17 protein-coding genes and 1 riboswitch are annotated in these 25,450 nt (G+C 64.3%); of the genes, 4 read left to right on the forward strand and 13 right to left on the reverse strand.

What is annotated here, in order from left to right; translation table 11 throughout:
- Positions 1–229 precede the first annotated feature (229 nt).
- Positions 230–466, reverse strand: a riboswitch (cobalamin riboswitch).
- Positions 467–533: 67 nt separating this feature from the next.
- Positions 534–1,112 carry a histidine phosphatase family protein gene (locus SCLO_RS14340; RefSeq protein WP_066515412.1) on the reverse strand — a complete coding sequence of 193 codons (579 nt, stop codon included), beginning with the start codon at positions 1,110–1,112 and terminating at the stop codon, positions 534–536.
- 97 nt (positions 1,113–1,209) lie between these two features.
- Between SCLO_RS14340 and SCLO_RS14345 the strand changes: the two genes are divergently transcribed.
- From SCLO_RS14345 to SCLO_RS14360, 4 genes are all read left to right on the forward strand, one after another.
- Complete coding sequence (locus tag SCLO_RS14345) at positions 1,210–1,527, forward strand: CbtB domain-containing protein (RefSeq protein ID WP_456154406.1); 318 nt, start codon at positions 1,210–1,212, stop codon at positions 1,525–1,527.
- 9 nt (positions 1,528–1,536) lie between these two features.
- Positions 1,537–2,271, forward strand: coding sequence for a CbtA family protein (locus SCLO_RS14350; RefSeq protein WP_083949015.1), 735 nt, complete (start codon positions 1,537–1,539; stop codon positions 2,269–2,271).
- A gap of 240 nt (positions 2,272–2,511) precedes the next feature.
- Positions 2,512–5,007: a TonB-dependent receptor gene (locus SCLO_RS14355; protein WP_066515405.1), complete on the forward strand. Its 2,496-nt coding sequence runs from the start codon at positions 2,512–2,514 to the stop codon at positions 5,005–5,007.
- 74 nt (positions 5,008–5,081) lie between these two features.
- A complete protein-coding gene (locus SCLO_RS14360; RefSeq protein ID WP_066515403.1) occupies positions 5,082–6,623 on the forward strand; it encodes an alkaline phosphatase D family protein in 1,542 nt (513 codons plus the stop codon).
- Between the two features lie 20 nt (positions 6,624–6,643).
- Here SCLO_RS14360 and SCLO_RS14365 read toward each other — a convergent pair whose 3' ends face one another.
- The 12 genes from SCLO_RS14365 to SCLO_RS14425 form a co-directional block, all read right to left on the reverse strand.
- Positions 6,644–8,533: a BCCT family transporter gene (locus SCLO_RS14365; RefSeq protein ID WP_066515484.1), complete on the reverse strand. Its 1,890-nt coding sequence runs from the start codon at positions 8,531–8,533 to the stop codon at positions 6,644–6,646.
- 255 nt (positions 8,534–8,788) lie between these two features.
- Positions 8,789–9,742 (reverse strand): hypothetical protein, encoded by a 954-nt coding sequence (locus SCLO_RS14370; RefSeq protein ID WP_066515401.1) that lies wholly within the window; start codon positions 9,740–9,742, stop codon positions 8,789–8,791.
- A 218-nt stretch (positions 9,743–9,960) separates the two neighbouring features.
- A complete protein-coding gene (locus SCLO_RS14375) occupies positions 9,961–10,650 on the reverse strand; it encodes a response regulator transcription factor (protein ID WP_066515399.1) in 690 nt (229 codons plus the stop codon).
- Entirely contained in the window at positions 10,647–12,842 is a 2,196-nt protein-coding gene (locus SCLO_RS14380) for a sensor histidine kinase (protein WP_066515397.1), read from the reverse strand. Before SCLO_RS14380 ends, SCLO_RS14375 begins: the two co-directional genes overlap by 4 nt.
- 547 nt (positions 12,843–13,389) lie before the next feature.
- Positions 13,390–13,791, reverse strand: coding sequence for a DUF305 domain-containing protein (locus SCLO_RS14390; RefSeq protein ID WP_197705108.1), 402 nt, complete (start codon positions 13,789–13,791; stop codon positions 13,390–13,392).
- A 10-nt stretch (positions 13,792–13,801) separates the two neighbouring features.
- A complete protein-coding gene (locus SCLO_RS14395; protein WP_096362156.1) occupies positions 13,802–15,157 on the reverse strand; it encodes a hypothetical protein in 1,356 nt (451 codons plus the stop codon).
- A 5-nt stretch (positions 15,158–15,162) separates the two neighbouring features.
- The gene (locus SCLO_RS14400) at positions 15,163–16,500 is read right to left on the reverse strand and encodes an ABC transporter permease (protein WP_066515386.1); all 1,338 of its coding nucleotides are present in this window, start codon (positions 16,498–16,500) and stop codon (positions 15,163–15,165) included.
- 40 nt (positions 16,501–16,540) lie between these two features.
- The gene (locus SCLO_RS23590; protein ID WP_066515384.1) at positions 16,541–18,010 is read right to left on the reverse strand and encodes an ABC transporter permease; all 1,470 of its coding nucleotides are present in this window, start codon (positions 18,008–18,010) and stop codon (positions 16,541–16,543) included.
- Between the two features lie 24 nt (positions 18,011–18,034).
- Positions 18,035–19,588, reverse strand: a complete 1,554-nt coding sequence (locus tag SCLO_RS14410) for an ABC transporter permease (RefSeq protein WP_066515382.1) — start codon at positions 19,586–19,588, stop codon at positions 18,035–18,037.
- Positions 19,589–19,594: 6 nt separating this feature from the next.
- Positions 19,595–20,329, reverse strand: coding sequence for an ABC transporter ATP-binding protein (locus SCLO_RS14415; RefSeq protein WP_066515373.1), 735 nt, complete (start codon positions 20,327–20,329; stop codon positions 19,595–19,597).
- A 32-nt stretch (positions 20,330–20,361) separates the two neighbouring features.
- Positions 20,362–22,023: a M20/M25/M40 family metallo-hydrolase gene (locus tag SCLO_RS14420; protein ID WP_169800543.1), complete on the reverse strand. Its 1,662-nt coding sequence runs from the start codon at positions 22,021–22,023 to the stop codon at positions 20,362–20,364.
- An 89-nt stretch (positions 22,024–22,112) separates the two neighbouring features.
- The gene (locus tag SCLO_RS14425; RefSeq protein ID WP_231923244.1) at positions 22,113–24,833 is read right to left on the reverse strand and encodes a TonB-dependent receptor plug domain-containing protein; all 2,721 of its coding nucleotides are present in this window, start codon (positions 24,831–24,833) and stop codon (positions 22,113–22,115) included.
- Positions 24,834–25,450 lie beyond the last annotated feature (617 nt).

Below are 25,450 nucleotides of genomic sequence, written 5' to 3' on the forward strand. Positions count from 1 at the left end.
GGGAGCGGCAGTAACGGTGTTCATGGGAGGTCTTCCCTCGCAGCGCCGGAGCAACCGGGCCAGGGCTTGCCGGCGCCATCCAGCGGCCCGGTGCCGGTGGACGCACGACGGCTGGCCCGCGCCCATGACCGGGCGTTCGCCCATGGACGCAGGACCACGCGGCCCCAGCCGCATGACATCGTCGCTCAGACGGAAAACACCGTGCCGCGGCCATCCCCTGGACCAGGGCAAGAGCGACCAGACGCCGGCAGGTCTCCTGGCTCGCGGGTCATCGCCCGATGCACGGCCTTCCCGGACCTCGCCTGTTTCAGCGTCCGGCCCAGTGGCTGCTTCCCTTGGGGGAAGCGTGTGCATCGCGCTGCCGCTTACAGTTGCAGGGACAGCTGCGGCTTGGGATGGAGCTTCCCTGCCCATCCGCACCGCATTCCCATTTTCAGCCTCTTGCGAGGCACCGGCGCGATCAATACCCGGACGCGACGGATGCCGCCCCGGACGACCGGCTCATATCGCCTGCACCGGCGGGCCGCAAGGGCTCAGCCGCCGCCGTTCAACGATTGCAGCCGCCATGTCCGGTGAAAGGACAGGACGGTGCGCGAGAGCGGGGCGATGTCGATCGCGAGCGTGGCGCGCAAGGGCAGGTCGAGCGCGTGGCACAGGGCGGCGCGAATCATCATCGGGTGGGTGATCGCGCAGACCGGCCGCCCGCTTTCCCGGATGCCGTCGAGCCAGCAGCCGATCCGCGATGCCGCCGCCTCCATGGTTTCGCCGCCCGGCGCCTCCCTCGTGGGATCGGCCAGCCAGCCGGTCAGCGCTTCCGGTTCGTCGCTTCCGATCTCCTCGAAGCATCGGCCGGCCCAGCGTCCCCAGCCCATGTCGGCCAGCGCGGCTTCCGGCCGGGCGAGCAGGGAGAGGGCGAGAGCGGTTTCCTCCGCCGCGCGCGACGGGCTGCGGAAGGCATGATCGCGCAAGCGCCCGGGAAGCTCCATGCGGGCCGCTGCCCGGAGGCCGCCTTCGTCCAGCGATTCCGAAGGGTCGGGAAAACCGCCGCGGCGGCTGGAGGGCGTGGCCGCGATGCACAGGAGCAGGAGAGAGGTCGGCAGGGTAAACTCCAACAGGCCGTTGACGCCGCCAGCCCCCCGGCTCTAAGGGCTGCATCGTCCTGGAAGAAGAAGCCGGTGCAAATCCGGCGCGGTCGCGCCACTGTTATCGATGCGGACATCCGCCGTCGAGAGCCAGACCTTCCTCCCGGATCGTAAGATCAACCCTTGGGACGCGCAATCCCTTCAGGAGCAGAATATCATGGCAATGAGCGCCGCATTTTTCGACGACGGCTTCATCCCTGTCCAGGGTGGAACGGCGATCCCGGTCGAGGACATTCTTCCATGGGCCGTGTTCGGCTCGCTGATCGCCTTGATCTTCCTCTATTTCGTCAGCACGGAACAGGGCGCCGTCGCGATCTTCGACGGCATGTACGTGCATGAGTTCGTCCATGACGGACGGCATCTCCTCGGCTTTCCCTGCCACTAGGGCCGGGTCATGACGAAGGATCTGTTGTGGCGCGGGATGCTTGCGGGCATCCTGGGCGCCTTTCTTGCGACCCTGTGCGCCCATCTCGTCGCCGAGCCGCAGGTCGACCGCGCCATCGCCTATGAAGCCACCCATGCCGCCCATGCGGCCCATCATGACGAAGGGCCGGCGGGTGGCGAGGAGGAGGAACTGGTCAGCCGTCCTACCCAGAAGGGGCTGGGTCTGTGGACGGCCCTTTCCCTCTATGGCGCGGCGGTGGGCGGCATCTTCTCGCTGCTGTTCGCTTATGGCTATGGCCGGTTCGGGCGGATGGGGCCGCGCAGCTTCGCCCTGCTGCTGGCGGCCCTGGCGTTCCTGCTGGTCGTGGTCGTCCCGGCGCTCAAATATCCGCAGACGCCCCCGGCGGTCGGCAAGCATGAAACCGTGGAGCTGCGCACCGCCGCCTATTTCTCGATGATCGCGCTGTCGCTGGCCGGCGCGGTGATAGCCTGGAAGCTGTGGAGCGCTTTGGCCCAGTCCCGGCGCGGGATAGACGCGACCCTGTTTTCGGCCGGCGCCTATCTGCTGGTCGTGGGCAGCGGCCAGATGTTGCTGCCCAGCATCGATGAAGTGCCCGATGATTTTCCGGCGACGCTGCTCTGGAATTTCCGGGTGGCGTCCCTGGCGACGCAGCTTCTGCTCTGGGCGACGATCGGCATCGCCTTCGGCCTGATGGCGGAGCGCCTGCTCCAGCGCCGGGGGTGAACGGAATATCTTTTTGCGGGCATTAGCGGGGCTGCGATCTGTCCGGGGGCGCGCGGCCGGCTGCGGGAAAACGGATGCCGGGATGGCGGAAGTGCCGATCGAATCGCACTTCTGCCGATCGGGCTATCGTGATCGAGCCACGCCTTTCGACCAACCGAATGTCCTGTCATGGTCATGAAATGATCCCTTCCTAGCGGGCGGATGCTGCAACGCAACATCTGCATATGAAGGGGTATCATAATGGTTCGTTGGGTATCTGGTCCGTCTCTGGCGGCGCTGGCTTTCGCCAGCTTTGGAACAACTGCCGCCTATGCGCAGTCCACGGGGTCCATCGACTTCGACAAGGAAATCGTGGTCACGGCCGCCGGAAACGAGAGTGCGCAGGTCGGCGGAGTCGCCGTTCCCAACACGTCCAAGGCGAAGGCCGTGCTGACGCAGGAATTCATCGCCCGGCAAACGCCCGGCCAGTCCGTCAACGATGTCATCAACCAGTTGCCGGGCGTCAGCTTCCAGAACAACGACCCCTATGGATCGGGCGGCGGCACGCTGACGATTCGCGGTTTCGACGACACGCGCATTTCCCAGACGGTGGACGGCATTCCGCTGAACGACACCGGCAATTACGCCCTCTACACCAACCAGCAGGTCGATCCCGAACTGATCGATCAGGTCAATGTCAATCTGGGCACCACCGATATCGACAGCCCCACCGCCTCGGCCAGCGGAAGCACGGTCAATTACCGCACGCTGGTTCCGACCGAGGATTTCGGCGCCCGCCTTGCGGGGACTTATGGCGACTTCTCCTATTTCCGCCTTTTCGGGCTCGTCAACACGGGCATATTGACGCCAGCGGGCACGCGCGCCTGGCTTTCCGCCAGCCGGGCGACCTATGATTCGCCTTTCGGTCATTTCGGCAAGGTCGAAAAGACGCAGTTCAACGCCAAGCTCTATCAGCCCATCGGCTCCAATGGCGACTTCGTTGCCGTCGCCGGGCATTTCAACCGCAACCGCAACAATTTCTCCGGCTCCGTGGCGCTGCGGACGGACACCGCCGACGGCCGCGTCGTCCCGAATCGCTTCCCGCTGACGAAGGACGAGCGCTATTATGATGCCGGGCGCTGCGAAACCGCCACGCCGACGCCCGGCGTGGCGGATGCGGCCAATTCCTGCGGGTCGCTGTTCGACTATCGCTACAATCCGTCCGACACGGGCAATATCCGTGTCAATTCGCGCTTCACCCTCAGTGACCGGCTGACGCTGACCCTCGATCCCTATTATCAATATACCAAGGCGAATGGCGGCGGCACGGTCGTCGGCAATGAGGCGCTTTATTTTCCGCAGGAGGGTGGCCCCGGCTTTTCAGGCTATGTCGGCGGCGCGCCTTATGCGGGCATGGACCTCAACGGCGATGGCGACATGCTCGACAAGGTGCGCCTGCTCGCGCCCAGCCAGACCAAGACGCACCGCCTGGGCGTGATCGCCTCGCTGCGCTACGACATCAATGACAGCAACTCGATCCGCCTTGCCTATACTTGGGATCGCGGCAAGCATCGCCAGACGGGCGAAGTGGGCAGGCTGACCGTTTCGGGCGACGCGATCGACGTTTTCCCCGTGGACGATCCGCTGATCGGGGCGGACGGAAATGTACTGCAAAAGCGCGACCGGCTTTCCTATGCTATCCTTCATCAGATCTCGGGCGAATATCGCGGAGAGTTCGGCGGGCTGACCGTCACCGCCGGATTCCGGGCGCCGTTCTTCAAGCGGAACCTCAACAACCACTGTTTCGCGTCCAGTGCGAGCGGCTTCGTCGACTGCTTCTCCGGCAATCAGGCAGCGGAAGACGCCTATGCGAAGGCCCATCCCGGTTATGGACGGCCCCAGCAGCGCATCTTCAAATATAACCGTTTCCTGCCCCAAGCCGGCCTTGTCTATGAACTGACGCCGCAGGCCAGCCTGTTCGCCAATTACTCCAAGGGCATACAGGTCCCCGGAACCGACAATCTCTACCAGATCTTCTGGTATCCCAAGGGAACCGGCTCGGTCGAACCCAATCCCGAAACGACCGACAATTTCGATCTGGGCGGCCGTTTCCGCTCAGGCAACATGCAGGCGCAGGCGTCGGTCTGGTATACGTCCTACAAGAACCGGCTGGCACAGTCCTACGACATCGTGAACAGCATCTCCATCTACCGCAATCTCGGCAAGGTGGAGAAATATGGGGTCGACGCCAGCATTTCCTACGCGTTCATGCCCGAATTGCAGGTCTATGCCTTTGGTTCCTATCTGAAATCGAAGATCAAGGACGATGTGGTCCTGTCGGTCGATGACGACGGCAATCCGGTCTATGGCGAGACGGCGGGCAAGCGCGAGGCGGGCGCGCCGACCTATACGTTCGGCGGGCGCATCCAGGCGCGGCTCGGCCCGCTTGAGCTGGGCGGGCAGGTCAAGCGGACGGGCCCGCGCTATGTGAACGACCAGAACCTGCCGATCATGAGCGGGGGCGTGGCGGTCTTCGCCGCGCGGACCCCCTCCTATACGCTGGTCGATCTGGATGCGCGGCTGCCGCTGGGCATCATCGGGCTGAACGACCAGTCCTACTTCCAGTTCAACGTCACCAACCTGTTCGACAAACGCTATTATGGCGGTTTCGACGGCAAGACGGAGACGACGACGGGACAGTTCGTGCAGATCGGCGCGCCCCGCGCCGTCAGCGGCACGATCAACTTCGCCTTCTGACCGGCCGGCCGGCCGCCGGGCGGGGTTTCCCGCCCGGCATTTCATCATCGGAAAAGCAGGATAAAGACAAACCCATGTTCACTCGCCGTTCGGTTCTTGCTGGCAGCGGCGCGCTGCTGTTCGCTCCCGCCATCCTGCGCGCGCAGACGCTGTTCACCGCCTGGCCTTTCCGGCTGGGCGTCGCGGCGGGCGACCCGCAGCCGGACGGCTTCGTGATATGGACCCGCCTCGCGCCCGATCCGCTCGCCGAACATGGCGGGATGCCGATGCAGGCGGTGGCCGTCGATTGGGAGGTCGCCCCCGACGCCTCGTTCAAGACCATCGCGGCCAAGGGCGAAGCCGTCGCCCGCCCGGAACTGGGTCATGCCATGCATGTGGAGGTCGCGGGACTCCAGCCCGACCGCCCCTATTGGTATCGTTTCCTGATCGGCCGCGAACGCAGCATCACCGGCCGGGCGCGCACCATGCCTGCCGCGGGCGCAACCGTGGACAGGCTCCGCATCGGCGTCGCCGGCTGCCAGAATTACGAGGACGGCCTCTACACCGCCTATCGCCACATGGCCGGAGAGGATCTGGCGTTCGTCTTTCACTATGGCGACTATATCTACGAAGGCCGCGCCTCCCAGGCGCGCTGGAACTGGAACAGCGGGCCGCAGCCGCTTGCGCCCGTGCGCCAGCATATCGGCCAGGAAATCTACGACCTGGCCGACTACCGGCGGCGCTATGCCCAGACCAGGCTGGATACCGACCTCCAGGCCGCCCATGCCGCCTTCGCCTTCTTCCCCACGTTCGACGATCATGAAGTCGACAATAACTGGACCGGCAATCACGATCAGGACGACGTGCCCATCGAATATGCCCGGCTTCGCCGTCAGGCCGCTCTCCAGGCATGGTATGAACATATGCCGGTGCGGCGCGCCTCCATCCCGGCCGGCCCCGCCATCCGGATGTATCGCGGCGCCCGTTGGGGCGATCTGGCGGATTTCCGGTTTCTCGACACGCGCCAGTTCCGCAGTCCCCAGCCCTGCGGCGACGGCTTCCAGCCGGTCTGCGCGGGGGTGTCCGATCCCAGGGCGGAGATATTGGGAAGCGAGCAGGAGAAGATGGCGACGGCCCCCGGACGGGCGCGCTGGACCGTATTGGCGCAGCAGGTGATGATGATGACGATGGACCGGCGCACCGGCGACCAGCCCGCGCCGATCATGAACATGGACACCTGGTCGGCCTATGCGGTTCCCCGGGCGCGGATATTGAAGGCGCTGGCCGGCCGCGGCGACGTGATCGTGCTGACTGGCGACGAGCACCAGAATTTCGCCGGTCAGGTCCGCGGCGCGGATGACCGCCCGGTCGCGGTGGAATTCGTGAGCACGTCGATCAGTTCAGGCGGCGATGGACAGGATCTTCGCCCGGGAAGCGACCGGATGATGGCGAACAATCCCCATCTCGCTTTCCTCAACGACCAGCGCGGCTATCTGGTCTGCGACATCGGACGCGATCAATGGCGGTCCGATTTCATGGTGATGGATCAGGTGTCCAAGCCCGAAGGGCGCATCGGCCGCCGCGCCAGCTTCCTTGTGGAGCGAGGAGAACCGGCCCTGCACCGCGTGGAATCCTGAATCGCCCCTGCCGGGACCGATCACCCCTTTTTCCATTGCTCGAGCTGCTTGAGCAGATCGTCGGCAATTTGATTTGCGGTGAACCCCGTCAGATCGCGCGACTTGCGCCCCTCCGCTTGCGCGGACAGCCACCATTCCCGGCTGCGGCGGCTTTCGGAAGCCTCCAGCGCGGTGAAAGCGGCCAGCGGGCGCGATTGGGGAGTCAGGCGATAAACAAACCGCCGGTCGGAATCTGAACCGACCGTAATGACTGCGGTCCCGCCCTCCTGATCGACCTGGGTATCGGCCCAACCTTCGGCAATCATGGCGTCTCTCACCGAATGAAGCGCCGGCCCGCCGTTGACGGCGATCTGCTGTTCGATCTCCTTTCGACTCGCGGGCGTGAACAGCCGTTTCAGCCGCTCGCGGATGGGCGCGGCATCGGTGGAGATGATCGCGCCTTCCACATCCGCGCTGGCTTGCCGGACCATCGAGTAGGCCAGCAGGATCATGATGAAGCAGAAGGGAAGCGCCGCCACCAGCGTCGCAGCCTGAAGCGCGCCCAGCCCCCCCGCCAGGAGCAGCAGCATGGCCACGGCGCCAAGCACCACGCACCAGTAGATGCGCTGCCAGCGCGGCGTTTCGTCCGCGCCGCCCGACGCCAGCGTATCGATGACCAGAGATCCGGAATCCGCCGATGTCACGAAGAACACGCCGACCAGCAAGATAGCGAGCGTCGACGTAAAGGCGGGCCCGGGCAGATATTCCAGAAAACCGAACAGGGCCGTCGATAGATCGGCCCTTACAGCATCCGCGATCGCGCCCGCCGCGATGCCGAGGTCGAGGTGGATAGCCGTGTTGCCGAACACGGTCATCCACAGGAAGGTGAAACCCGTCGGCACCAGCAGCACGCCGATCACGAATTCCCGCAATGTCCGCCCGCGCGATATGCGCGCGATGAACATGCCGACGAATGGCGACCAGGCGATCCACCAGGCCCAATAGAACAGCGTCCAGTCGGCCATCCAGGCGCGCGGTTCATAGGCATAGAGCGTGAAGGTGCGAATGAAGAAATGGTCGAGATACAGTCCGAAATTCTGGACCAGCGCATTGAGCAGGAACAGGGTCGGCCCGGTCACCAACACGAACAGCATCAGCAATATCGCCAGGATCAGGTTGAACTCGGACAGCCGCCGCACGCCTCGGTCGAGGCCGCTGAGCACCGAAAGGGTGGCGATTCCCATGACGATGACGATGAGCCACGCCTGCACCGTCGTGGTGTTGGGCAAGCCGTAAACATAGGAGAGGCCCGCGCCCATCTGGGCCACTCCCAGGCCCAGCGACGTTGCGATGCCGAACAATGTCCCGCAGATGGCGAAAATGTCGACGGCATCGCCCGCCCATCCGTGGATGCGCTTTCCCAGAACCGGATAGAGGCCGGAACGCAGCGTCAGCGGCAGGCCCTTGCGATACGTGAAATAGGCGAGGCTCAAGCCGACGATCGCATATATGGCCCATGCATGGACCCCCCAGTGCGTGAAGGTGATCACCATCGCTTCCCGCGCGGCCAGGATGGTGCCGGCCTCGACTTCCGGCGGGGCGCTATAATGCTGGATCGGCTCGGCCACCGCGAAGAACATGAGGCCGATTCCCATGCCGGCCGCGAACAGCATCGCCAGCCAGGAGATATAGGGAAAGTCGGGCTCCGCGTCGTCGGGGCCCAGGCGCAATCGGCCCGCGGGGCTGATCGCCAGACCGATCACGACCACCAGGAAACCCGCGACCGATGCAATGTAGAACCAGCCGAAACGATCGATCACCCAGGCTTGCGCCTGGCGAAAGACGATGTCCGAGGTGCCCGGCGCCAACAGCGCTCCCGCCAGCAGGAACAGGGCGATGAGGCTGCTGCCCCAGAACACGCGAGGATTCATCGTGGCGTCCGGCACCACGCATGTCTAACCCAATGCCATGGCCAGGACCACAGTCCTCTTCCCTTTTTTTTAATGGGATAGCCAGAAATCATGACTTCATCGAACGTGCTCCCGGCGCGCGGCGACGTGCCGCGGCCCGCATCGCGGATCGGATCGCCATGTCCATGGCGGGCGCAGGAACGGGCTTACCATGGCCCTGGAGCTATGAAGCGGCGCGATGCCGGTGCCCGGCAGCGATCATCGCGCCGCTTCACGTCATCGAGCGGCGAGGAGGTTGGCGACGACCGAGGCATTATAGGCCCGATAGGCGGATTGGACGAGCGCGGTCCATCGCGGCAGGTCGACGATGATGTCGCCCGGCCGCGCCTGCTTCATCTCTAGATAGGCGCCCTCCGACTGCATCGCCGAGGCGCCCGCCGAATGCGAGAAAGGGGCCTTGATCACGACGTCTTTCGAAAGCGTCATCATCGTCGGGCCGGCGATGCCGACGGACTGGCCGACCTGGATGTTGGTGGGGGATGGCGCGCGGATGGCGAATTGCGGCTCGATCTCGACGCTGGCGCGGCGGCTGCCGGCCAGGGTCCGGCCAATGCGCGCGTCGGCATCGGCGAAATCGATCGTCAGCGACGGGGAGATGAACGCCGCACCCAATTCCAGCGCCGGCTTGCTGAGGGCGTTGCCCTTGCCGAACCGGGCCAACATGCCGAACCCGCCGACCTTGCCGGCTGACTGATACAGGTCGGTCAGCGGCGCGGCATCGGCGCCCACACTGACATAGGCTTTCTTGATTCCGGTCCCGATCGTCATGCCGCCGTCGCGATTCTCTTCCCTGTTGCCCGGGATCAGCGTCACGCCGGCCGTGCGGGCCGTCCGGGCCACGATGTCGTCGCCGATCGACGGGATGCCAGCGGCCGCCATCTGCGCCTTGAGATCGGCGAAGGCCTCATTGGCGAGCCGCCGCATCATTGCCTCGTCCACGCCGATCAGCGCGGTTCCCGCGCGCGCCTTGACCCCGACGGTGGCATTGGCCGACGCGCGCTGGGCGGTCACGAAGTTGATCGAATAGGACAGGATGGCGATCTTGTTCTTCAGGCCATGGCCGTTCGGCTTGGACAGCTTGACCGGCGGAACGGGGACGGGCGCCTGGGCGAATGCCCCGCAAGGCGCCAGCGCGAACAGGGCGGCGTAAACGATATGCAGCGAACGCATGATATGCTTCTCCCTGGCAGGCGCATGATTACCCACGGCATCGGATGCCGGGGCAGGCCCTTCACCTGCCGTATAACTATGCCAAGGCCCCCGGCCTCCGAAAACCCGGTCTCACTCGATCCCCCATGGCGGAACACCAGGACCGGGCGCACGGCTATCACGGGTGGGAATGGCGCCGTTACCCCCGTTTCGGGAGGGACGAACCGGAAGGGAAGGGCTCAGCCCAGCCCGCGACGGCGCGCTTCCACCACGGCCTGGGCGCGATTGTTGACACTGAGCTTGGAATAGATCGTGCGGACATAGGTCGAGACGGTCTGCGACGACAGGCCGAGCCGACGCGCGGACTCCGCGATGGTGTAGCCGCGCGCCAGCAGATCGAGCACTTCGGTTTCGCGCCGGGACAGCGCCCGCTGGTGCGGCAGATCGCCTGCCGCGATACGCTTTTCCGCGCTTTGCCGGAAATGGGCGAGGATGCGCAGTGCGATTGCGGGGGACGTTGCCGGCTCACCGCGCGCGAGCCGTTGCAGACACCCCCGAAGGATGTCGGGCGGGTCTCCTTTCAGCAGATAGCCCCGCGCCCCGGCCGCGATGGCCTCCATCAGGTGAAGATCGTCGCCATAGATCGTCGCGACGGCGGCGATGGCATCCGGCCATCCGGCGGCGACCTGCCGGATAATCTCGATGCCCGATCCGTCGGGCAGGTTTATGTCGACCAGCGCCATGTGAAGATGGCCGACCCCCGGCCGCAGCATCGTTAACCAATCGGCCGCGTCCTCCTTCGTCGCGTGGGACACGACCGGATGGGCGGGGAAGGCGGACGACAGGATGGCCTCCAGCCATGCCCGCGTGCGGTGCTGGTCCTCGACAAGAAGGACGTAACCGACAGGACTCTTCGCGGCGAGGGTCATTCGGCAATGGTAAGCGCCGGCCGGGGCGCCGTCACTCCCTGTTCCGGGATGGTGGGCATCGGGGCGTAAGGGAAATCGAACCGGGCGATCGTTCCTGGCCGTCCCGGCCCGATCACGAACCCGCCGCACAGCGCCTGCGCGCGCGCGGCCAGGTTGCGCAATCCGTTGCCCTGGCGCTCTCCCCGCCGCTCGGGAAGGCCGACGCCGTCGTCGGCGATCGTCCCTTCCACGACGCCATCGCGGCAGGAGATCCGGATCGTGACCGAACGGGCGTCGGCATGCCGCAATATATTGCTGGTCAGCTCCCGCACCATCGAGGAAAGCGCCCGGCACGCGCGATAGTCGAGCACGGCTTCCGCTTCCCGCGGGTCGGGCAACGGCCAGTCGAGCGCGATGTCCAGTATCTCCAGCCGCCGGGCCACCTCGTGCCGCAATTCGGCCATGAGCGAGCCGAAGTCCCGCTGTTCCCCGCCCAGCCCCGATACGATGAGGCGAATATCGTCGAGCGCGGCGTGGAGGGCCGGACGCGTCCCCTCATCGGCGCCGTGGAGCGCGGAGAGCAGCCGGGCGCCGACATCGTCATGGAGATCGCGCGCGATCCTCAACCGTTCATGGATCACCGCCTGATCGTAAAGCTGCCGTCGCGCGTCGATCGTCTGTAGCAAGGCGATGATATCCTGGGCCAGCTTGCGCTCTTTCTCCCCGAACAGCCGGCCGCCGCCGTGCATGAACCGGAGGCGGAGCGCGCTGGCCCCGGCGACGGCGGGCAGCCGCAGCTCGGCGCCGTCCTCGCGGATTTCCGGAGCGTGGACGTCCTCCCCGGTCCGCATGATCGACAGCGGGTCGAACGCATGGCGCAGCAACGCCTCCCAATGTTCGGTGCGATGGTCCAGAGCGAACGCCACCTCCGAAACCATGCCGAACAGCCGGGGGCGATCCTGTCCGCGACCGGCAAATCTTTGCCACAGCATGTCCCGGACCGGCAGATAACCGAGCGTCGTGACCAGAAGCGCGAGGCCCAGCGACGGCGCGGGCGCCATCTGGATGCCGATCATCAGAATCGCGTCGATGACGACCAGCATCACGCTGGTTCCGGCAAACAGCAGGATGCGGAGCGCCCAGCGATCGAGGTCGAACAATCGGTAGCGCGCGACCGCCACCGCCGCTCCGCCATAGATGGCGAGGAAGGCGATCACGGCATAGCCCTGCGCTACCGAAGATGTCGCGCCGAACATCGGCGGCAGGATGATGAGGGCCACGAACAGCGCGCACCCCGACAAAACCGAGACGCCGAACCAACGGACGATGACCCGCGCGGCCGGATCCCCGGCGGACGCGCGCCACTGCCAGGCAATGCCCAGCGCCAGCGCCGCCAGCGCGACGAGCACGGGCGCCTGATGCGCGATCGCGGGTGTCGGGGCCAGACGCATCGACCGGATCAGGAACGCGCCCGCGCACAGCATGAACACGGCCAGGATCGTCCTGTCGCGGACGAGGCGGCGCGGATAGGTGAGGAACAGGCTGATGAGTGCGGCGCCCAGCACCCACGATCCCGCCAGGCTGATGTGCAGCAGCAGCCGAAACAGGCCGCCGGGCAACGCGATTTCGCGGCTGCTGTAGATCGCGACGGGCAACAGCGCGACGAACATTCCCGCGCCCGCCAGACCGAACAGCCGGGCGCTTCGATCCCGCGGCCGCAGGGCATGGATCCACCCCCCGATCAGCAGCCCGGCGACGCCGACGCCGATCTGCACCCAGAAAAAGGCGGGCAACAGGGCGAGCCGATGATGAAGATGCAGCGGCCCGGCGGGCGCCGCGACCACGACGGTGCCCTGTCCGGTGTCCAGTTCTAAGCCATAGCCGTCCCGCAGCGCCTTCGCCAGGCGGGTCTGGCGGGCAAAGAAGTCGTCCAGCACCCGATAGCTGTCGATGAGGTCCGGGTCTTCGATCAGGTCCATCGGCAGGATCGCCATGCGCCGGCCATCGGGCGCGGCCAGCGCCGTCACCCGTCCCTCGACGATGCCGCCCGATGTCGCTTGCGTGGCGAGGCGGACGGACACATGCCCTCCCCCCGCCAAAAGGCGCCCGGCCCTGGGCTGGGCGAGCGTCATCGCGCAGACGACAAGCACGATCGCGATAGCGCCCGTCACCAACAGCGTCAGGAACAGGCGCGGGGAAAGGGCGGCGCTCATGACGGACGGCCGAACCCGACGAATCCGCCAGCATCGAAGGCCGACGTGGAAAGCTCAGGTAAGCTTGGGGCAACGGCTTTGTCTTTGGCCAATACCCTACCCCTTTTCCGATTATGGAATTTCCTGGCATGCCATAAATCGGTGCCAAGAACCTTGCCTCTACCCCGCCTCGACCAAGCCTGCGTGCTTCCACTCTGTCAATAGTTCGGAACGCGTTAGGAGACGAGATGGCCACGACACCGACCATGGCATTGACGGGCTCGGGGATGATATGATCGACCGGCCGATCCAGTTTATCTTACGGCATCTGTGGTTGATGTCGATGCTGCGCCCGAACAACAGGTCCTCGACATTCCGAAGGCTCGGCGGAAAGCGGATGTACATCATCACAACAAGCCGGATGATCTCGGACGATGTCTTGAAATAACGGAAGGGCTGGTTGATCGACGGGGCATCCACTGGTCCTGCCCTGCGTCTGCGTTCAGACAACCTTCTTCTGACGATGCCCTCCGCCGATAGCGTCAGGTGCCGCCGATTATTACTACGGTTAATGATGATGGTGCGGAGGATTTTCGTCCGCGGGGGCAGGCGCGGCAGGCATGTCCGCCAGCAAGCGTCGCATCAGGTGGATTTCTTCTTCCTGCTTGGTCGCAATCTCGTTGCACAATATCTTGAGCTTCGCGTTGGAGCCATATCGTAGCAGCGCAGCACACATGTCGATGGCTCCCTGATGATGCGGGATCATCATCACGAGGAAGTCGCGATCGACCATGCCGCTGGGCGGCACATGCATGTCCGCCATCATCTTTTTCATCGCGGCGTCATTTTCCACCAGGAAAGCGGATGCATCCGACGATGCATGAACCTGCGCGCCGGACATGCCGCCACAAGCCGCACCGCCGATAAGCAGCAGCCCGGCCAACGATACCCTCAAGCTGGTCTTTCCCACGTCGATCTCCTTATGATGATGGGACGGCGAAACCCGCCGCCAATACATAGGGCGGAGGCGCGCGCGGCTGCTCGACCAGCGCGCGCAGCGGCTCCCACGGACTCCCGCCGCAGTTGCGCGTAAGCCCGCTCCTCACCCGGTCGCGCGCGAGGGTGTAGCCCGTGACATAGGCGCCATAGCGATCCGTGAAGTCGAGAAGCGCGGCCGGGCTTGCCACCAGCGCTTCGTCGGCCAGCGCGGCAGCGGCGGCGGCGCGGCTGAGCGTGCCGTCGCGATAGCGCGCCAGGATCGGCAGGCTCATCCCCGATGCCGTGCGTTCAAGCGCCTCGATCCGGGCATAGAGCGGGGCGTCGGCCGGATCGAGGCCCGCGAGCGGAAAGAGCGTGTCGCGCAGGAATGCGATCCGCTCGCCGGACGGAAACACCAGTTCAACTCCAAAATCGGCGGCCCCTTCCCGGATCACGCTTTCGGGAGAACGCAGCAGCGTCAGCCGGTCCTCCACCGGCAAGCCGCCCGGTCCAGCAGCCGCATCGGCAAGGACGAACTGGGCATGATGGCCGGGATAGGCTTCGTGACAGGCCAGATCCATTGCCTGCCCCGGCAAGGCAAGCGCCTGCCGGTTGATCCGCAAGACGCTGCGCAGATTTCCTTCATAGCGGTGCCATGCCGCCGGCACTGCCGCGGTCCAGACGAGATCGAGCCTTTCCTCGGCTGGCAGTTTCCACTGGGCCAGCGTTCGGGCGCGGCATTCAGCAAGCGCCTGGGTGAACAGCGCCTCGCGGCTGTCGAGCGGGACGATAAAGCGCGACCGGAACTTTTCGAGCCGCGCGACCAACGGCCCCTCGCCGGGCAACAGCGCATCAAGTTGAGTGCGCGCCTCCTTCCAATGCGCGGCCTCGGCATCGGTCGGTTCGGCGAGACCATAGATATGGGCGGCCTCCCGGTAGAAGTCGTCGGACGGGCTATTGCCGATGATCGTCATCACGCCTGTCAGCCGGCGGACAAGGATACGCAAATGCACGCGGCGCTCTTCATCGGCGCCTTTGCCGGGAGTTGCGAGAGAGGCGGCAAGGCGCGTCACGGCCCGGTCGAGCCCATCCGGATCGTGGGGAATGGCGGGGTCGGGCTGGTCAGGCAATGCAGGGCCGAACCAGCCATCCACCTCACCGTCATGAAGGCGGTCGAGCGCAAGGGCCAGCCGGACATATTGTTCCGCTTGAGCCTGGGTATCGGCTGCCGTCGCTACGCCATTGCCGCGCACCGTCACGAATCCGACCAAAGCCAGTAGCGCGATCAGGGGCAACACGAACCGGAACCGTGCCCGCTGGCGCTCAACGTTCGGGAGCAAGGCTGCGGCCGAGGCCATCGCGGCTATTCGCTCCTCAACGCGTCGATCGGATCGAACAGCGAGGCGCGCCGGGCTGGATAGATGCCGAATACCAGTCCGACCAGCAGTGAAATGCCGATCGCCAGCATGATCGCGCCGAAGGACACCTCCACCGGCCAGCCGAGCGACCAGCCGATCAGGCGCGACGACAAGAGTCCCAGCGCCAGCCCGATCAGGCCTCCGATCAGGCTGAGCATGACCGCCTCGACCAGGAACTGCATCGCGACATCTGCGGAACGCGCACCGGTGGCGACGCGCAGCCCGATCTCGCGCGTGCGTTCGGTCACCGACACCAGCATGATGTTCATGATGCCGATGCCGCCGACGATCAGGGAAACGCCCGCGATGCTGGCCAGCAGCGCGGTCATGGTGTCGCTGGCGCGGTCGAGTGTCGACGCCATCTCCTCCAGCGTAACCTCGTCAAGCTTGGGCAGATTGGCGAGGGCAAAGGCGGCTGCAGGGGTATAAAGGCCCTTGGTCAGCGCCTGGGCCGCCTGGGTTTCCACGGTGAAATCGTCGGGCCGCGCCGATCCGCCGCCCTGCGCGCCAAGATAGCTCTGATTGCTGCTGCCCGGCGAAAGGCCGTGGCGGCGGCGCAGCAGCGCCTTGATGTCATCGCCCATGCGTGAGGCTTCGCCCGCCTTTTCGGCCGCGATCACGATGGCTTCGATGTGGCTGCCGCCCAGGCGCGATTGCAGCGCGCGCCATGGCACGAACAGTTCCTCGCCCTGATCCTCCGATTCGCCGGGGATCACGCCGACGATGTGGAAAGTCGCGCCGCGCGCCTCCACCTGCTTGCCGACCGCCGCGGCGCCGGTGCCGAACAGGCGGTCGGCGAGGACGCGGCCGATCACCGCTTCCTCGCCGCCATCGCCGAACATCCTGCCGTTCGAGAATGTCCAGGAATAGGCCTTGGCGAAATCGGGCCCGACGCCTTGCACCCGCGCGAAGGATCGCGCCTCGCCGCTGCTGATCGTGGTGCGGGCCGAGACGCGCGGGCTGATCGCCCTTATGCCGGCGACCTCGCCCGCGATCGCCTCCGCATCCGCGGGCATCAGCGTTCTGGCGGCGCCCAGACCGGCCGCGATGCCGACACTCTCGCCGCCGCGCGTATAATTGCCCGCCTTGACGAAGATCAGCTTGGTGCCGGCGGAGCCGACCTCATCCTCGACCGACGCGCGCGCGCCGGTGCCGAGCGCGATCATCGTCAGCACCGCCGCGATGCCGATGATGATGCCCAGCATCGTCAGCAGGCTGCGCATCCGGTTGCGGTTGAGCGACTGGATCGCAAGGTGGATGTTCACGGGCAACAGCGCAAGCATCAGGGCCTCCCCATAACCGCCGGCAGAGAAATTCGCCGGCTCATTCCGAACGCACCGCGACCACGGGATCGAGGATCGACGCGCGGCGGGCCGGACCATATCCAAAGACGACTCCCGTGCCGGCCGCCATCGCCAGCGCGAGCAGCAGCATTGCCGGCGAAAGGGCGGTCGCCCAGTGCAGGCCATAATGGGCGACCGCCAGGCCGATCCCGCCGAGCAGCAGCCCGCCCGCGCCGCCGATCGCGGCCAGGAGCACCGCCTCGACAAGGAATTGCGTCATGACGTCGCGTTCGCGCGCGCCGACCGCCATGCGCAGGCCGATCTCGCGCGTCCGCGCCGTGACGGAAACGAGCATGATGTTCATCACCCCGATCCCGCCCACCAGCAGGGAAACGGCGGCAGCGGCCGCCAGCAGAAGCGTGAAGGTACGGTTCGCCTGTCGCAAGCTCTTCGCCATTTCCTCCCAGGACGCCTGCTCGAACTCGACGACATTGGAATGGACGGCGCGCATCAGCCTGGGATCGCTGCCCATTCCGGGCATCGCCGAGACGCTCTGCGTCTCGATCCGGAAATCGTCGAGGGTATCGGCCGGAAGCGTGTGAAGCGCCCGCAACTCCTTGCGCATCGAGGCCGCGACAGCGGTGGTCACACCGACCGACGCAGTCTGCACCATGATGCTGTCATAATCCGTGCGGTCCAACAGCGCCTTCGCGAGCAGCAAGGGGACATGGACCAGCGGCACGGCCACCGACGGCTCATCGGCATGTTTCACCGCAATGATCCCGATAAGTTTCACGGCACGTCCCTTGAGCGAAAGGCTGCGGCCCAGCGGCTTCGCTTCGTCCGGCCATAAGCGGCGGACGACATCGGCCGTGGCGACCATCACAGGCGCGCCGGCACGATATTCGTCCTCGCCAGGAAAGCGTCCCATGACGAGCGTCCAGCCGCGCATTTCAGGCAGGGCAGCCTCGATCCCTTCGATCCGCAGCGTGCGCATCGCGATGCCGGACGCCGGATCGACCGGGATGTTGCCCCGCATCGACGCGGCAACGGCGCGCACGCCCCTGATCGAGCGGCGCAGCAGCGCGACATGCGCGTCGTCAAGCGGCGCGGGCGGCGTGCGGTGCGTCTTTGCCGACGTCGTCTCGATCGCCCGCCGCCGGGCATCGGCCACCGCAGCGTCCGTGGCCGGAGCGATCGCGCCCTTCTCCGCCGGCGGGTCGGATGCCAGCGGGTTGGGAGAGACCGACCCTTCGCTGGGTTCGCCGCCGCCGCTGTCCTGCTGCCCCGTCATTTCCATCGCCGCAGGGCGGAAATTGCCGGAACGCAGGATGATGCGGGTCGGGCCGGCGCTTTCTATCTGGTCCTCGATACGCAATTGCGCGCCCCGCCCCAGCCCCGAAACGACGACGACCATGGCAACGCCGACGCTCATCCCCAGAAGCGTGAGCAGCGCCTGCATCCGGTTCTGGCGCAGCGATGCGATGGCGATCCGCAGATTTGTTTTCATGGCCGCCGGACCTCCTGCATCGGCCTATTCATGACGCAGCGCGTCGATCGGGAGCAAAGCCGCCGCGCGCCGCGCCGGATAGACGCCAAAGACGACGCCGAGCAGCGCCGCCGCCCCCACCGCCGTCAGCGCGATCATGGGGGAAACCACCGCCGACCAGCGGAAGAACTGTTGCAGCACCTGCGCGGCCCCAAGGCCCGCCGCAATGCCAAGCACGCCGCCGATGAGCGTGAGGAGCATCGCTTCCAGCATGAATTGCAGCCCGATGTCGCTTTGCCGCGCGCCCAACGCGATCCTCAGTCCCACCTCACGCGTCCGCTGCGTGACCGACAGCAGCAGCAGATTCATCACGCCGACGCCGCCGACCAGAAGCGATACGGCGGCGACGCTGCCCAGCAGGATCAGCATCGTGCGGTTGGCGCGCGTCAGCGAACTGGAAAGCTGTTCGATCGTCAGTTGATCGACGCTGCGCATATTGCTCTTCACCACATGCGCGATTTCGGGCGGGAGCCCTTTGCCCAGAAGTTGCTGCGCCTGCGTGCGGACTTCGAAATCGTCGGGATGATTCTCGGCAATACCGTGCCGCTTGCGCAGCAGCTTCGCCACTTCGCCCGAAATGCGCGTCGTATCCCCCACCGACCTGGTCGTCACGAGCACGGTGTTGAGCTTTGCGACATTCAACAGTCTGGCGACGGTCGTGACGGGAACATAGACGGCGTCGAACTGGTCGTCGCCCGCCGCCGGCGCGGCGGCCCAGGACTGGCCGTCGACCATGCCGACGATCCTGAAGGGCTGGTTCCACAGAAACGCGGTGCGGCCGACCGGGTCGTTTCCCGGCCCGAACAGCCGATCCGCGGCTATGCGTCCCAGCACCATCACCTGCGCCGCGCTTTCGACATCGCCGTCGCTGAGGAACCGGCCCCGGCGGATCGCCCAGCCGGCGCGGACGCGCGGCAAATCCGCCTCTGTGCCGTGCAGCCTTGTATACCATTGTTTTCCGCCGGGTTCGTCGGCAAAGACGCGCACGTTTTCGTGAACCCCCGACACGACATGTTCGATGCCTGCAATCTCCCGTTCGATTGCGCGGGCGTCGTCGCGCGTCAGCGTCGCCGCTGCGCCCAGCCCGGCTTCCGCGTCGCCCAGCCGCTCGGCCGCGGTCGGATGATCGTGGACGGCCATGGGATCGCTTTCATCATGGGCGAGGAGGATCGGCGCCTGTGACGATCTCCATCCGAACCAGTCGGTGGGCACCAGCGACGCCTGTATCACGCGTCGCGGGCGGGCCGGATTTCGGGGAGGCGTTTCGGGATCGGCCGCACCATGGGCTGGCCCGCCGTCCATGCGCTGCTCGCGCTTGACCTGATAATTGCCCGACGTCACCAGGATCATGTTCGCGCCGGCCGCGCGCAGTTGTTCGTCGAGGGCATTTTGCGCGCCGCGCCCCAGAGCGAGGCTCGCCACCAGTGCGCCCACGCCGATCATGACGCCGAGTATCGCCAGCGCCGCCTGCCCCCGGTTGCGCGACAGGGCGGCCCAGGCGACATGCAGGTTGTGCCGCAGGGAAATGTCGAGGCTCATCGGCAATCAGTTCGCATTCGCCGTCACCGGCACGGGATGCGCAATGGCGGCCTGATTGGCTTCGTCGCTGACGATGTCGCCGTCGCGGATCGCGATGATGCGCGTTCCATGCGCCGCGATATCGGGTTCGTGGGTGATGAGCACGATGGTTATCCCGCGCGTTTCCCGCAGGTCCTGAAGGATACGCATCACCTCGACGCTCGTTCTGGTGTCCAGGTTGCCGGTCGGCTCGTCGGCAAGGATCAGCGCAGGCTCGTTGACCAGCGCGCGCGCGATGGCGACCCGTTGCTGCTGACCGCCCGAAAGCTGGTTCGGATGATGGTCATGGCGATCGGCCAGCCCCATCGCCACCAGCGCCTTCATCGCGCGCTCCCGCCGTTCGGCCGCTGGCATCGTCGGACGCGTATAGAGCAGCGGCACCTCCACATTTTCAAGCGCGGTGGTGCGGGGCAAGAGATTGAACCCCTGAAAAACGAAACCGATCTCCTTGTTGCGGATGTCCGCAAGTTCGTCGCGCGACAGGCTGGAGACATTTTTGCCGTTAAGCAGATATTCGCCCTCGCCGGGCCGGTCGAGGCAGCCCAATATATGCATCATCGTCGACTTGCCCGATCCCGATGGCCCGGTGATCGCCACAAATTCTCCCTGGGCGATGTCGAGCGAGACGCCGCGCAGCGCCTCGACCCGATTTTCCCCAAGCTGATAGCTTTTCTTGATTCCGCGAAGCGAAATGACTGACATGCGGGCGTTTTCCGTCACGATGTCCGGCTCCTCTATTTGCGCCTGGCCGCCGCCGTGGCCGGTGCGGTCGGCCCGTTCAGACCGGCGAAATTGTAGAGGACCATCGCAACCGATTTCTCGGCGCCGGCCATGCCGTAGACCTTCCCGGCCCCTTCGATCACATAATATTCGTTGGCTGCGTGCGCGTTGCCGCCATGTCCGGCCATGCCGCCGGTGATTGGAATGTCGAGCGTGTCGCCGGCGAACAGATAGGCCGGCCAATATCCGCCCATGACGCTCTGTTCCGCGCTGAGCGGCGCATGCGGGATGCCGAATGCATCCAGCGTGGTCGCGACGGCCCGGCCGACCGGCGTGTCGGTGCTCCGCTTGGCCCAGGGCACGTCACCCACGACGTTGATCTCGACATCCTGGAAGCCATGCTTGTCGAGATGGGCGCGAAGCTTCTTCACGATGTCCATCCCGTTCATGTTCGGGATGTAACGGAAATTATGTTTCGACGTGATCTTGTTGGGCAGGATCGCGCCCGAACCGCCGGGGAACATATTGCCGCCCCAGATGCCGTCTATGTTCATCGACGTGCCATATCCGGAATCCTTGAGGATCTGGTAGGGATCGTCCGAGATGAAACGCTCGACGCCCAGATTCTGCGCCGCGGCCTTCGGGTCGAAATTCGCCGCGGCGGCGCGCAGCGCGGCTTCCTTCGCCGGGGAAAGCGGCTCCATATTATCATAGAAGCCGTCGATCAGCACCCGGTTGCCGGTTGCATCGGTGAGTGTCGAAAGCATCTTGATATGACGCCAGGCGGGCGCATCGACCGACCGCTTGAAGCCGCCATGGATATCGCTGTAATTCGGTCCCCTGCCCCATTTCGCACCGCTCGTCGTCAATTCGACGAATACGCAACCCTCGGAACCGGCGAGCATGAGGGCACCACCTGACGCCGATTGAAAACCGAACGTGTACATGGCGTCGGCCTTCTTGAAGAGTTCGGGATGGTCGCGAACGAACTTGCGATAGCCGATCGACATGCGCTCCTCATCGCCCTCGGCAACGAAGATCAGGTTGACCGGAAGTTTCCCCGTGACTGCCTTGATCGACATCAGCGCATTCCACATGGCCATTTGCGGTCCCTTGGAATTGGTTGCGCCACGCCCGATCAGCACTTTCTTGAAAGGCGCCTGTTCGACCAGTTGGCCTTCGAACGGCGGCGCTTTCCACAGGTCGGGCTGCGTCACGGGCATCGTGTCGTACATCCAGTAGATGACCAGCGTCTTGTCGGCCCCTTCGTTGCAATCGGCGTAGACCACCGGATTGCTCTGGGCCCCGAACTCCGACTTGCCGACATCGAAAACCTGCGTTTTCTGGCAGCCGAGCTGATCGAACATGCCTTTCACCATTTCGGCGGATTCGGGAATGCCCTCGCCGGTGTTGGATACGCTGGGTTGCTGTATCCACTTCTGCAGATTGACGACATGCTCGTCGATATTTTCGTCAATATAAGCGAATATCTTCTTGAGATCGTCGGTGTGCACCTTGCTCATGTCGATATTGAGTTCGGTGTCGCCTTGCGGTCTGATCCCCAGCTTTTTCTGAGCCGACGGCGACGCTGATCCGGCATTGGACTGCCCCGAACCGGACTGGTCGCCGCAGCCCACCAATAAGAGCGCCGTCCCCGCCATCAGACAAGTCAGCATTGTTTTTCGGAATCCTGCGGTGCGCATCCTGTTGCCCTCCTTTATCCTGAATTTGACGCCGGCGGTTCATCTGCCTGCGACCACCTGGTCTAGAACGAGAATCTGGCCCCGACGCGGAAGGTCCTGCCCAGCACGTCGTAGAGCAAACGGTTGGTTTGCGGATAACCGGCGGTATTTTCCGCAGCGATATATTGAGGATCGGAAACCAGCACCGGGTCCTTGTCGAGCAGGTTCTTGACGACGAAGAACATCTCGGCGGTCCTGCCGCTGCCAAGGTTCCAGGTATAGTTCACCGACGCGTCCAGAAAGAAGGCGCCGGGCACCTTATTGTCGTTTACCGTGAAATAGGGCGGGCTCACGGTCGGGCAGGCGCTTTGGCATTCCACATAGTCATGGCGGATGACGCCGCTGCTGACGCCGCGCCCGGTCAGGGTCAGCAGCAGATTGTCGTTCTTATACCCTGCGGTCAGGCGATAGACCCAATCCGGCGTGCCCGCGGCAAAACCCGCGATCGCGCCCGCCTGGTCGATCGCCGTCACGCCATTGTCGGTGCGATTTTCGATATAATGGGTCGCCATGGCGCGGAAACTGAACTCGCCCGACGCCTTGGCGAAAATCGCGTCGGCCGGAAGGCGGTAGGACGCTTCTATATCAATCCCTTGAGCCCGCATGCTGTTCAGATTTTCAAAATACAGGTCGATAGTCTGCAAGACGCCATTGCCGTCGAAATTGATATTGTCGCAGTAGCGCTGGATATTGTTGTCGTAACAATAGTTGACGGTCTGTTCCGCATTGAGCGAGCTGATGACATCCTTGATCTTGAGCTTGTAATAATCGACTGAAAAGGAAAGGCCGGGAATGAAACGGGGCGTCGCAACCGCGCCAATGCCGAAGCTGTCCGCCTTTTCCGGCTTGAGCTGCGTGCTTCCCATCAGGGCCTGGACGAACTGCATCTGCGTCCCGTTGATCGCCACGGAATTGGTGCGGCCGATCCCGGTCGCAAACAATTCGCTCAGATTGGGCGCGCGAATATCCTTCGAGACATAGCCGCGGAAGCGCAGGTCGGAAATGGGCTCGAAGGTGGCGCCGACCTTCCAGGTGCTCACGCCGCCGGAAATGGAATAATCGGTATAGCGAAAGGCGCCGTTCATCTCGAACCCGCTGAAAACGGGAACGACAGCTTCGACAAAGGCTTCCTTTACATTATAGGAGCCCGTCGTGACGCGGTAGTTGCCATATTTCCATCCGCTCTGGAATTCAGGATCGACATGACCGTCGATCTGTTCCTTGCGCGCTTCGACGCCGAAGGCGAGCGAGATGTTGCCGGCCCATCCGGGAATGTCGTTCGTGGAAAAGCTGACGGCGCCGACATCCTGCTTGAAGGTCTGGTTCCGCAGCGGACGTCCCATCACATAGGCGAGGTCGTCGGCATTGGCGATGCCGGTCCCGAAGCGGTTGAGCGGAACGCAGCCGTTGGCCTGCGCTTCGGCCGAACGGCAGACGATCCTGCCGTTCCCATCGAACACCGCGTCGGTCGCCCAGGCCAGCCGCTGGATATTATAAGTGTCGGTCAGTTGCTCGCGCGATCTGGTGATGCCCTTCTGATAATAGGCGTTCCAGGTGAAACCGAGGCCTCCGACGGTGAAATCGCCGTCTGCGCCGACCACATATCGCTCGGTCTTGCGGACGTTGCGGCTGCCCGATGACGGCATGTCGCCGTTGCTGGTGCCCATGGTGAAGGAGGTGACGCCGTTCTCATCCATGGCTGCGGCCACCTCCGCCGGGAGAAACGCGTTGTCCCGCTGGATGACAATGCCCGTGGTCGTGGGATTGATGTAATAGCTGAGCCCCTTGTAGCGCGTGAAGGAGGCCTGCGCGAAAATATGGATATTGTCGGTCAGGTCGAAGCTGCCGCGTCCGAAGATGCTCTGCCGGTCCTCCTCGGCCTGGAGCGAGTTGGTGCCGAGCATGCCGGAGGTCGTGTACCGCCAGTCGCCGCCCTGCATCCACTGGCCTGAGGTAGCGCCATAATCGAGCTGCCCGACTGCGCCGCCTTCGCCGAAAAACGTCCCCTGAAGCGGGCCGGAAGTGATCAGCCCGCCGGGCGTGTAGGACGCGATGCCGATCCCTTCGCCGACGATGTAGAAAGGCGCTCCCGCCGAGGTATCGGGATTCCTCATCGCGAAATAGCCCTTGCGATCCCAGCTGCGCGACTTGCCAAAAATGCCGTCCTGATGGAAGATTTCGCCGCTGATGAGCAAATGGCCGCGCTCTCCGGCAAAGGGCATTCCGCCGGTCAGGGTCGCGCGATAGTTGGCCGCATCGCCGCGGGAGGTGATGCCCCGGTCGACCGATCCCTTGATGCCGGTATATTTGCGATCCAGGATGAAGTTGACCACGCCACCGATCGCATCCGAACCATAAGCCGAGGAAGCGCCGCCCGTCACCACCTCGACCCGCGAGATCAGCGCCTGCGGAAAGGTGTTGGTATCCACAACGCCCGTCCCGGCCGAAACCACCGATCGCTGTCCGTCGAACAGAACAAGGGTGCGTCCCGTTCCAAGCCCGCGCAGGTTCAACGCCGCAATGCCCGCTTCGCCGTTACTCAGCGCGCCGGAGGATTGCGATGCCGTGGTGCTGCCGCGAACGGATGGAAGCGTATTGACGAAGTCTGAAATATTGGCTGGCGCTTCGGCCTTGATTTCTTCGGTCCCCAGTACATTGACCGGCGTGGGTGCCTGATAACCGTCCCGCGTGACGCGGGTGCCGGTGACAACGATGGCGGACTGTTCGACAGGATCGCTATTCACGGAATCCTGCCCAAAAGCTGCCGGAGAAATCATACTACCGATACAGGCAATGGCGAGAGCGGATAGGCATGAAGATCGAAAAAGACCGCATTTATATTCAACATACTTCTCAAGAAAAAGAGTCATGCCTACCCCCTGATTGTCATGTGGACCCTCTCCATTTCGATAGTAAATTGAGATAAATACGATTTAATGCGAGAGATTAGACTTCATTGGTCGATGACAGCAATATTGTTTCTATATCTATAATAATATTGCTACATTCCCTCTTCATCGCCGATCATAACAAATAGGGCGCGTCGATATCTCGAAAACATGAGAGAAAAAGCAGTCCATATTTGCGTAATCCGTTATGAATTTCGGGATTCAATTGGAATTGATGCGCGATGTGCGCCTTCGTGTTTGAGAGTTCATCGCCGATTCGCGGATTCTTGTGGCTCTACCGTCATCTCGCCGCCGGTGAAGGAGCCGCGGCTGAGATGATTGCAAAGATCGAAAGGCACGCGGTCATGTCCTGCGGAAGAGGCGGCGAGCGGCGCCCAAGGCATGAGGCGGGAAGGGAGGGGCTGGGCCTGTCGATATGGGCCGGTCGATATCGGATAGGGGACGGCCAGCCC

It is taken from the genome of Sphingobium cloacae (genome assembly GCF_002355855.1).
GTDB lineage: Bacteria > Pseudomonadota > Alphaproteobacteria > Sphingomonadales > Sphingomonadaceae > Sphingobium > Sphingobium cloacae.

What these genes read in the sequence shown, in the direction of transcription:
- SCLO_RS14345 (WP_456154406.1), top strand. Translation starts at nt 1,210, where the DNA reads ATGCGGACATCCGCCGTCGAGAGCCAGACCTTCCTCCCGGATCGTAAG.
- SCLO_RS14350 (WP_083949015.1), top strand. Translation starts at nt 1,537, where the DNA reads ATGACGAAGGATCTGTTGTGGCGCGGGATGCTTGCGGGCATCCTGGGC.
- SCLO_RS14355 (WP_066515405.1), top strand. Translation starts at nt 2,512, where the DNA reads ATGGTTCGTTGGGTATCTGGTCCGTCTCTGGCGGCGCTGGCTTTCGCC.
- SCLO_RS14360 (WP_066515403.1), top strand. Translation starts at nt 5,082, where the DNA reads ATGTTCACTCGCCGTTCGGTTCTTGCTGGCAGCGGCGCGCTGCTGTTC.
- SCLO_RS14365 (WP_066515484.1), bottom strand. Translation starts at nt 8,533, where the DNA reads ATGAATCCTCGCGTGTTCTGGGGCAGCAGCCTCATCGCCCTGTTCCTG.
- SCLO_RS14370 (WP_066515401.1), bottom strand. Translation starts at nt 9,742, where the DNA reads ATGCGTTCGCTGCATATCGTTTACGCCGCCCTGTTCGCGCTGGCGCCT.
- SCLO_RS14375 (WP_066515399.1), bottom strand. Translation starts at nt 10,650, where the DNA reads ATGACCCTCGCCGCGAAGAGTCCTGTCGGTTACGTCCTTCTTGTCGAG.
- SCLO_RS14380 (WP_066515397.1), bottom strand. Translation starts at nt 12,842, where the DNA reads ATGAGCGCCGCCCTTTCCCCGCGCCTGTTCCTGACGCTGTTGGTGACG.
- SCLO_RS14395 (WP_096362156.1), bottom strand. Translation starts at nt 15,157, where the DNA reads ATGGCCTCGGCCGCAGCCTTGCTCCCGAACGTTGAGCGCCAGCGGGCA.
- SCLO_RS14400 (WP_066515386.1), bottom strand. Translation starts at nt 16,500, where the DNA reads ATGCTTGCGCTGTTGCCCGTGAACATCCACCTTGCGATCCAGTCGCTC.
- SCLO_RS23590 (WP_066515384.1), bottom strand. Translation starts at nt 18,010, where the DNA reads ATGAAAACAAATCTGCGGATCGCCATCGCATCGCTGCGCCAGAACCGG.
- SCLO_RS14410 (WP_066515382.1), bottom strand. Translation starts at nt 19,588, where the DNA reads ATGAGCCTCGACATTTCCCTGCGGCACAACCTGCATGTCGCCTGGGCC.
- SCLO_RS14415 (WP_066515373.1), bottom strand. Translation starts at nt 20,329, where the DNA reads ATGTCAGTCATTTCGCTTCGCGGAATCAAGAAAAGCTATCAGCTTGGG.
- SCLO_RS14420 (WP_169800543.1), bottom strand. Translation starts at nt 22,023, where the DNA reads ATGCTGACTTGTCTGATGGCGGGGACGGCGCTCTTATTGGTGGGCTGC.